General features: G+C 67.6%; 9 protein-coding genes. 5 read left to right on the top strand and 4 right to left on the bottom strand.

The features are described 5' to 3' along the window. Positions 1 to 372: 372 nt before the first annotated feature. Complete coding sequence (locus tag D0Z08_RS00765; protein ID WP_118921708.1) at positions 373 to 585, bottom strand: dodecin; 213 nt, start codon at positions 583 to 585, stop codon at positions 373 to 375. A 525-nt stretch (positions 586 to 1,110) separates the two neighbouring features. Beyond that, entirely contained in the window at positions 1,111 to 1,389 is a 279-nt protein-coding gene (locus D0Z08_RS00760; protein ID WP_245993459.1) for a hypothetical protein, read from the bottom strand. A 309-nt stretch (positions 1,390 to 1,698) separates the two neighbouring features. Here D0Z08_RS00760 and D0Z08_RS33325 point away from each other — a divergent pair, with 309 nt between their 5' ends. The 4 genes from D0Z08_RS33325 (at position 1,699) to D0Z08_RS00745 (ending at position 3,444) form a co-directional block, all read left to right on the top strand. Beyond that, a complete protein-coding gene (locus D0Z08_RS33325) occupies positions 1,699 to 1,824 on the top strand; it encodes a hypothetical protein (protein WP_281271693.1) in 126 nt (41 codons plus the stop codon). A gap of 96 nt (positions 1,825 to 1,920) precedes the next feature. Then, complete coding sequence (locus D0Z08_RS00755; RefSeq protein ID WP_118921704.1) at positions 1,921 to 2,607, top strand: tyrosine-type recombinase/integrase; 687 nt, start codon at positions 1,921 to 1,923, stop codon at positions 2,605 to 2,607. A 92-nt stretch (positions 2,608 to 2,699) separates the two neighbouring features. Then, a complete protein-coding gene (locus D0Z08_RS00750; RefSeq protein WP_245993456.1) occupies positions 2,700 to 3,083 on the top strand; it encodes a hypothetical protein in 384 nt (127 codons plus the stop codon). Then, a complete protein-coding gene (locus D0Z08_RS00745; RefSeq protein WP_118921700.1) occupies positions 3,076 to 3,444 on the top strand; it encodes a helix-turn-helix transcriptional regulator in 369 nt (122 codons plus the stop codon). The genes D0Z08_RS00750 and D0Z08_RS00745 overlap by 8 nt, the downstream gene beginning before the upstream one ends. Positions 3,445 to 3,537: 93 nt before the next feature. On the opposite strand, the gene D0Z08_RS31855 is transcribed toward D0Z08_RS00745, so the two are convergent. Together D0Z08_RS31855 and D0Z08_RS00735 are read right to left on the bottom strand one after the other, a co-directional pair. After that, positions 3,538 to 3,828 (bottom strand): hypothetical protein, encoded by a 291-nt coding sequence (locus D0Z08_RS31855; protein WP_182481081.1) that lies wholly within the window; start codon positions 3,826 to 3,828, stop codon positions 3,538 to 3,540. 115 nt (positions 3,829 to 3,943) lie between these two features. Next, a complete protein-coding gene (locus tag D0Z08_RS00735) occupies positions 3,944 to 6,274 on the bottom strand; it encodes a helix-turn-helix transcriptional regulator (protein ID WP_118921696.1) in 2,331 nt (776 codons plus the stop codon). A gap of 618 nt (positions 6,275 to 6,892) precedes the next feature. Between D0Z08_RS00735 and istA the strand changes: the two genes are divergently transcribed. Further along, on the top strand, positions 6,893 to 8,236 hold a 1,344-nt coding region (istA, locus tag D0Z08_RS00730), incomplete at its 3' end, for an IS21 family transposase (protein WP_245993454.1).

Here is an 8,236-nt window from a genome sequence, read left to right as displayed (position 1 = left end):
GGCCCGCGCATGCCAGTAGTGAGCCACACGAACGTGTCGTGGGCAGCCGCACAGAGAGCCACGGACCGGACGCCTGGACCGAGCCTCGCCAGGCACCGATCCTGACGTCAATGAAACAAGTAGCCGCCGGGCGGGTGCGTCCTTTCGCCGCGTACGTCCCCGTACGTATTGGCTCCGCGTAGCTCGCCGCCCCCGTCCGGTGAACCCTACTCAACCGACATCTGCCTGTTCCGACGAGGGCATGACGACGCCATGGTCCAGGTTCTGCCTTTGGCGACGAGAGCGCCGCGTGCTCAACGAGCGCTAACGGCGGCGACACCCTGGGAACCGGCGGGAGCCTCCTGGTCGGCACCTGCTCGTCGATCGCAGGCGTCAGCCGTCCTCAAGGCGAAAGCCCACCTTGAGCCCCACCTGGAAGTAGCCGACCTGGCCCTCCTCGACGAAGCCACGGACCTGGGTAACCTCGAACCAGTCGATGTGCCGGACGGTTCGAGCCGCTCGCTCGATGCCGTTCCTGATGGCGGCGTCGACGCCGTCGGGGGAGCTACCGACAATCTCCGTCACCCGGTAGATGTGATCTGTCATCTCTGCCTCCTGAGGACTTTCGCCGCTCACCCTGCGATCGCGGCCTCTTGGTGAACGTCTTGCTGCAACGCTGCCTCGTCCACCTTGCCGTCCGCCCAGCAGCGCAGTCCAGCAACGTGGAAATGATGTGGCGCTCAAGGCGCTGCCCCCCGATGACTAGGGGCAGCCGGTTGAGCGGCTCGAGGACCTGACCTCCTTGGGATCCAGCTCGCTCTCGCGGCGCGCCATTTCAGACTCGGCGGCAACTGATCCATCGAATGCGTAGCCCGTACCGTCCCGATCGACGTGGCTAGGTCTATCCGCCGCCTGAGAGCGTTCCGCCGGCGCACATGGTTTTCCAGATCTGCCGCGGATAGCGCGAGTCGCTGGTCCGCGGCCATCCGGAACTGCCGCATCCGGACGGTTCTGGAGGTGCTTCATACCGCCGCCAGTGGGGGCGCCAGTGGGTGCGCCCCGACAATGCCGAGACCCGCGCGTCAGGCGGATCGTGCCCGACGCTGTTCGCCCACACCGTGTCCCGCTTCGTCAGGTGTCGCTGGCGGCGGCAGGGCCAGTTGGCGCCGCAACCTTCATCTCACGTTGACTCTGTAAGCGCTGCTGGGCGTCCGGCAGAAAGGCCATACACGGCGCTTCGATTTCGGGGTGCTTCTCGTTCATGTGAAAGATCCATCGGTCCATCGCCGCAACAAAACCGTTGTCGTCGCCGGCGCGGTAGGCCGACCAGTTGCGGTGACCCCTGACGACGCATGCGGAGCAGTTGACCTTATAGACGAAAGCCCCCCGCGCATCAACATCGATCTTCACCGTCGCCAGTGGACCGGCCTCGCGTGCGGCCTTCCTCTCACGGGCAGATCGACTCGCTGTCATCCGGCACTCCAATCGTCTTGGGCTTGGAGCCTACGCCCGTTGCGAGTCCTCGGCGGCGCGCTCCAGCGCGAGGCTTCCTCAGGGAATCGCCGCCGCGTGCAAGGCAGGAATTCTGCGAACGGGCGTCTTTGCGAGCAGGACGCGCCGCTCGCTCGACATCAGCGGCTAGCGTCAGTGGGTTCGTGTGCCTCGCCGTGTCGGCGGCGAGCATGGCCTGGCCCGATCTCTGTCGCCGCGGGAGCGATCATGTCGACAACTCTTCTGCCGTTCCAGCCCGAGACGATGACCCCTGCCCAGCACGCTGCGGTGTCGTACCTGGCCCGCTACCGCGGCCACACCCACGCGTCATACACGTATCAGCTGCGCCGATGATTCGCGTGGTGCGAGACCAGCGAGATCGATCCTCTGATTGGTGTTCAGCGTGCGCACGTCGAGCTGTACATCCGGCACCTGGGCGAGTCCGGGCTGATGGACTCCTCGGTCACCACGATGATGCACGGCGTCCGCGGGTTCTTCCGCTTCGCCCACATCGACGGCCTCATCCCCGCCGATCCCGCGGTTTACGCACGCCTCCCCCGACTCCACCGGGACGAGTCCCGAACCCAGGGTCTGGACCGACTCGGACTCATCAAGTTCCTTCAAGTCGCACCGACGATCACCGTCCACCGCGGAGCGTTGGCCTACCTGCTCGGCATCAACGCTCTGCGTTCCTCCGAGGTCGCCGCGGTCCGGATCGAGGACTATGCCACCACCCTGCGCGGCCACCGGGTCCTGCGGCTCGTCGGCAAGGGCAACAAGCCCGCCACCATGCCCATCACCGTTCCCGTGCTGCGTGTTCTTGAGGCCTGCCGAGGCGAGCGCACCGAAGGGCGGTTGATCCTGCGCCCGAACTCGAAGAACCCGATCGACCGCCGCGACTGCTACCGGATGGTCGTACGGATCGCCAAGGCCGCCGGCATCCCTCGGCACATCAGCCCGCACTCCCTGCGCCACGCCGCCATCACCAACGCACTCGACGCCGGCGTACCCCTGCGCGATGCCCAGATCCTCGCCCGGCACGCCGACCCCCGCACCACCGAGCATTACGACCGCGCTCGCGGCAACCTGGACCGCCACGGTGTCCACTTTCCCACCGCGTACGTTGCGGGCGTCTGAGACGAATATTCCTTGCATGGAATATACCTCCGATGTAATGTTGCTGTGTGAGGTTGCGGTGGCCAGAGGAGTTCGATGGATGGCTCCGTCGGGTGCAATCGAAGTCTCGCGAAGGCAACGCGTACTACCGGCGACAACTGGAACTCGTAGCCGCCGCCCTGCGGATGCTGCGTGACCTGGATTCACCGCCGGCAGAAGACACGGCTGGGCTCAAGCGTGTGGCTCAATCAAGGAAGCATCAGGTCTGGCGGACCTCCCATCCGTTCGAGGAAGGAATCGCAGTCCGGCTTATCTGCTGGTTCCCACCCGCTTCTGAGGAAGTGGTGGTCGCGCTCTTCGCAGGCGAGAAGGCCAGGATCGGCGACGTCTGGTACGCCAGAGTCGGCCATCGGGCGGACATGGTGATCGACCAGTGGCTGCGCGAGCAGGCGCGACAAGTTGACAGCACTCGGGGAGAAGGAGATGACGATGACTGAGAAGAAGGTCCCCGCAGGGTTCGTCGACGGCGACCCGTTGCTGGACGAGATCCTCGCCGAACCGGGCATGGCCGACGCGGTCGAGAACATCGACCACGGCGTCGCCGACATGAACCGTATCTACGCCCAAGGACTTGCCGAGATCCGCAAGTTCGCGGCGCAGACCCAAACCGAACTCGCCGAACGGATGGGCATCGGACAGGCAGCTGTCTCCCGCATCGAGGGCAGAGACGACCTCCTGCTCTCCACACTGGCCGAGTACGCGGCTGCTGCCGGCGCGGTCAATGGCCGGATCGTCTTCCAGATCAACGGCGTCGACATCGAACTGCCTTTGGCCAGATATCTCTCCGACACGCACTGAACCACGACGCGACCGAGCAAGACCATGTCGCTCCCAGGACACAGGTGCGGCGGCGGCGTAGGCCGGGCTAGCGTCGACCCCGTGTCCGCCAAGTCAGACCGTCGCGCCGCCCGCGACGCCGTTGCGGCCTTTCACGAGGAGCAGCTCGGCGAGCTCGTACGCCAGGTCCAACTGGCCATCGAGCGCTTCCAGGCCGGTGAACTCAACGCGTTCGAAGTCGACGAACTCATCTTTCAGTACTCCCGAGCCGCCAAAGAGCTCTGGAAGTTCTGCAGCCTGGGAAACGTCGAGATCACGGCGCGAATGATCCGAGACGATCACCCCGGCGACTGGTGGGAGCGCGGAGCGCGTCGGCGACGGTGAGTTGGCGGCAAGTGCGCTCACCCCAGCCCTTGGCTTTGGCGCGTCAGCAACTGCAGCGTCGGGCGCGACCAATCGAGGTGCGTCCTTCCGCCGCCTTTGCCCGAGTTCGGAACCATACTCCGCTCTGCCGTTTTGCTCAGGAATCCGCCGAACGGATCTGTTCACCGATCCACGCAGCGATCTGCGTGCGACTTGTGAAGCCCAGCTTGACCAGGACGTGCTCCACGTGTGCCTCGACGGTCCTTGGTGAGATGACCAGGGTTTCGGCGATCTCCTTGTTGGTGAGTCCCTCGTGGACGAGCTTGGCAATCTGGCGCTCCCGCCGTGTCAGTACCGAGCCCGGGGGGCGGTTCGTCCCGGTCCTGCCCGCCGGGCGGGTCGGTGTGGGTTCCTCGTCGAGTGCCACGGTAATGGCAGTTGCTTGGTCGAGGCTGCGGCCATGTGCGACGGCGAGGTCGAAGTCCGCCTCGCCCAGGAGCGACCGCGCGGTCTGGGTTGCCGCGCTGCGTGGCGTCCCAAGCCCGGGAAGCAGCTGCGAGGTGTCGATCCTGTCCCATTCGTTCTGGGCGGCGCCGAGCAGCACCGATGCTCGTTCGGGGTCGCCATCCGCGGTGAACCACGCGAGCGTGTCCAGCCCGACGGCGATGCCCAGGGGTTCGCCCAGCAGCCGCTTCAGTCGCAGGCTCTCGGTCACCAGCTCGTGGGCCGCCGTGCTGTCGGATCGGGCCCACAGCGCGAGTCCCGCACACCAAATCGACCAGGACCGCAGCCAGGTCTCGCCCGCCGGTTCGGTGAGTGCCAGGCACACAGCGTGGTGTTCCAGTGCGCCGTCCAGGTCGCCCAAGAGGACATAGTCCAGGGCGAGGAGGGCGGTGCAGAAGGCGAGTTCGCGCTCGTTGCCCGTGGCGGCCAAGGCACGGCGGGCCTCGTCGAGAAGCTGCGCGGCCCGCGCCGGGTCTCCGGTGAACAGGGCAACGAAACCGGCAGCCTGGACGAAGAGGGTCTCGGCATCGGGGTCGAGTCCGGTGACGAGTGCCCTGCCCTCCTCGAGCAGCCGGGCGGCCGCGTCGACGTCGCCCTGCATGACCGCCCATAGGCAGGCTGAGCGCAGCGCACGGGCGCGGACGCTCGGGTCCCCGGATCCACTCTCCAAGACCTGGTCGAGCCAGGACCGGCCCCGCTGGAAGCGGCTCTCCACGAGTCCGAACTCCAGCAGGTCGGCGCCCGCCCGCAGCCCCCGGTCGGGCCCGTCCGGGTCGGTCGCGGAGATCGTGAGCGCCTTGGCCAGGTTGCCGAGGTCCCGGCGGAGCCGGCCGATCCAGTCGAGCTGACGGGGACCGAACCAGTCCTCGTGTGCCTGGGAGAGCAGCCCGAGGTAGTAGTCCCTGTGCCGGCGGCCCACCTCGGTGTTCCTGCCGATCCGGACGAGCTCGGCGCGACCCCGGCTCCGGATCGGGGGCAGCATCCGGTAGCGGTTCCCAGCCGTGTCGCGGCCGCTCGCGGTCACCACGGACTTCTCCACCAGCGATGCCAGGATCTCCTCGACCGGCTCCCGATCGTCGGGGTCGGAGCACACCGCTTCCGCTGCGTCGAGCTCGAACCCGTCGACGAAGACGGAGGCCTTGGCCCACAGCAGCCTCTCCGCTGGCGTGCACAGGTCGAAGCTCCACTCGATGCACGCCGCCATGGTCTGGTGCCGGAACGGGGCGGCTCGGCTCCCCTTGCCCAACAGCTCCCAACGGTCAGTCAGGTGCGCGTCCAGCTGGCTGGGCGTGAAAGCCCGCAGCCGCGCCGCCGCGAGCTCGATGGCGAGCGGGATGCCCTCCAGTTTCCGGCTGATCGCGGCCACAGCGGCTCGGTTGTCCTCGGTGACGGCGAAGTCGCGGTCGATCGCCCGGGCGCGGTCGAGGAAGAGCTGGACGGCGTCGTACTGCTGAAGCGGTTCCGTCCCGGTCGTCACGCTGGGTACGACGAGCGGCGCCACCGGGAACTCGACCTCCCCCTGGATGCGCAGCGGCTCCCGGCTCGTCGCCAGGATCCGCACCCCCGGACACGTGCGGAGCAGCGTGTCGGCCATCACCGCCGCCACATCGACGACGTGCTCGCAATTGTCCAGCACCAATAGCACCGTCCGCGACCTCAGGTACTCGACCGTGGCGATCGTCGCCGACTGCCGCGACCTCCCTTGCAGGCCAAGCGTCGCCGCGAACTCGTCCGGGACGCTCTCGGGATCGGTCACACCGGCGAGGCTGACCACGTGCACGCCCTCGAACAGCCGCCGCAGCTCGGTGGCCATTCGCAGGGCCAGCCGAGTCTTTCCGATGCCCCCGAAGCCGGTGAGAGTGACCAGCCGCGACTCCGCCATCAGCTCCCGGATGCGCGTGCGATCGGACCGCCGGCCAACGAACGTCGTGACCTCTAGCGGCAGGTCCGTGGCCGCCTGCGAGAAGGAGACAGCCTCTGTCATCTGATCCGCGACCTCCGCGAGTGCAGATCAGCACCCTACCGCGCGCCGGGCCAGGATGCTCCGTGGATCGTTAGTCAGGATGTGGATCACCCTTTCATCCCGTGACCGAACCCGGCTTCGGACATCGACAAGGTCGAGATCGCGTGCTGCGTTCGGCCCCGGATCGGGGTAGACGTCGCGATCCAGGAGGCTGCCGCGAACTCGACGATGTCGGCTCCTGGAGCGAGCCGGCCAACCGTCGATTCGGCTGCCGGACCTGACGAGGTGCCGGGCCGAACCGATGACACCCCTCGTGGAGCGACTTAACGCCGCGACTGTCGGTCAATCAGTCGAACCGAACTCATCCGCGGGTTCAGGATCAGCGTGGCGAAGCAGTTCACTCATTCGGTGTTGCAGATGCGCCGTCCAACCGCTCGCCTCGACATATGAGCGGAGACGCTCTTCGCAGCCGTCTGTCCGTGGCCATGAAAAAGTCCCCACTGGTGGCCAAGTCGAGGTCCCCACTGGTGGCCAGATAGAAGTCCCCACCCTTCGCGTCGTGTCGTAACCGACGGAGGGCCCTGCGTGGTGACGGTGGCGGTGCCAACCAGACCATCGAGCACCACGCAGGGGCTTCCATTGAAGAACGCGAAGGAACGAATGGACGTGATTGCCGCCTACCGAGACGTAGGCACTTATCGAGGGGCGGCCGCGATGTGCGGCACCACCCACAAGACCGTCAGGCGGATCATCGAGGCCCACGAGGCCGCCACCAATGGCGTGGCGGCGGTGACGCCGGCGCGGCCGCGGAACTATGACCAGGTCGCCGAGCTGGTTGCGGCCGGTGTGAAGAAGACCGAGGGCCGGATCAGCGCGAAGCGGCTGCTGCCGGCCGCGCGGGCCGCGGGCTATGCGGGGTCGGACCGCAACTTCCGGCGCCTGGTCGCCGAAGCGAAACGAGCCTGGCGCCACGACCGGGCGCGGGCCGGTGGCCGGCGTCCGGCGATCTGGTCGCCCGGTGAGGTGCTGGCCATCGACTGGGGCGAGGAGATCGTGGCCGGCCGCAAGGTCCACGTGTTCTGTGCCGTGCTCGCGTGGTCGCGGTTCCGGTTCGTCCGCTTCGCTTCTGACGAGACACAGGCGGCCACCCTGGCGATGCTCGCGGAGTGCTTCGAGGTCCTCGGCGGCGTCCCGAAGGTGGTGCTCGCCGACCGGATGGGCTGCCTGAAGGGCGGGGTCGTGGCGAACGTCGTCGTCCCCGCCCCGGACTATGTCCGGTTCGCCACCCACTACCGGTTCCGACCCGACTTCTGCCATGCCGCGGACCCGGAGTCCAAGGGGATCGTGGAGAACCTGGTCGGCTACGCCAAGGACGACCTCCTGGTCCCGCTCGAGCTCGAGGCCGACCCGTGGGCCGAGGGCATCGCGGGGCTCAACGCCCGGGCCGCGGCGTGGTGTGCGGAGGTCAACGGCCGTCGGCACAGCGAGATTCATGCCGTGCCGGCGATGAGGCTGCATGGTGAGGACGGCGGTGGCGGCGAGGTCGAGCTGCTCGGCGAGTTGCCCTCACTGCGACTCGAGGTCGGCCCGAAGCCGACCACGAGGAAGGTCGACAAGCTGTCTTGCATCCGGTTCGGATCGGCCCGCTACTCGGTCCCGAATCAGCTCATCGGCACGACCGTGACCGTGCTGGTCGATGAGCGCGACCGGGTGCTGCGGGTGATCGAGCCGATCACCGGCGAGGTCCACGCCGAGCACGAGCTGGTGGCACCGGGTGAGACCAGCATCGTCGACGCCCACTACGACCGGCCGCGTCCCGACCACCCGCGCCGGGGCGCGCGGCCCAGGACGCCGGCCGAGCGGGAGTTCCTCGCACTGGGACCGGTCGCCGAGCAGTTCCTCACCGGTGCCGCCGCCGCGGGGGTCACCAAGCTGGGCACCGAGATCGCCGAGGTCCTCACCCTGCACGCCGCGCACGGCACC

It is taken from the genome of Nocardioides immobilis, assembly GCF_003515065.1.
In the GTDB taxonomy this organism is placed as follows: Bacteria; Actinomycetota; Actinomycetes; order Propionibacteriales; family Nocardioidaceae; genus Nocardioides; species Nocardioides immobilis.
The sequence above is the reverse complement of the archived record's forward strand: the minus strand, read 5'-3'. Positions and strand labels throughout refer to the sequence as shown.

Bases quoted from the DNA above. Each gene is read 5' to 3' on its own strand.
- D0Z08_RS00735 (WP_118921696.1), bottom strand. From the start codon at position 6,274: ATGACAGAGGCTGTCTCCTTCTCGCAGGCGGCCACGGACCTGCCGCTA.
- D0Z08_RS00765 (WP_118921708.1), bottom strand. From the start codon at position 585: ATGACAGATCACATCTACCGGGTGACGGAGATTGTCGGTAGCTCCCCC.
- D0Z08_RS00755 (WP_118921704.1), top strand. From the start codon at position 1,921: ATGGACTCCTCGGTCACCACGATGATGCACGGCGTCCGCGGGTTCTTC.
- D0Z08_RS33325 (WP_281271693.1), top strand. From the start codon at position 1,699: ATGTCGACAACTCTTCTGCCGTTCCAGCCCGAGACGATGACCCCTGCC.
- D0Z08_RS00745 (WP_118921700.1), top strand. From the start codon at position 3,076: ATGACTGAGAAGAAGGTCCCCGCAGGGTTCGTCGACGGCGACCCGTTG.